Here is a 232-nt window from a genome sequence, read left to right as displayed (position 1 = left end):
ATCACTGGCTGAGCAACTTCGACTATTCGCTCGCGTTCACCGATGCAAACCAGCTGGCGTGGGTACAACGGCCCGACGGTCGCCGCATCAAGTATCTCAAGGATCCAGCCAGCGGGCGCTGGTACGAGGACAAGGCCCAGCCCATCGCGTATCTCGCCGCGAACGGAGACGGCACGTTCACGCTTCGAAACGAAAACAACGGGACGGAAATCTACAACGCCGAGGGCTACAT

1 protein-coding gene is annotated in these 232 nt (G+C 59.5%); it reads left to right on the top strand.

The features are described from left to right. Positions 1-232 (top strand): hypothetical protein (locus AC6UDF_RS07460; protein WP_500724271.1); only part of this gene is annotated, 232 nt, incomplete at both ends.

The sequence above is a fragment of the Fructilactobacillus sp. X2R6C1 genome, from assembly GCF_059901295.1.
The sequence above is the reverse complement of the archived record's forward strand: the minus strand, read 5'-3'. Positions and strand labels throughout refer to the sequence as shown.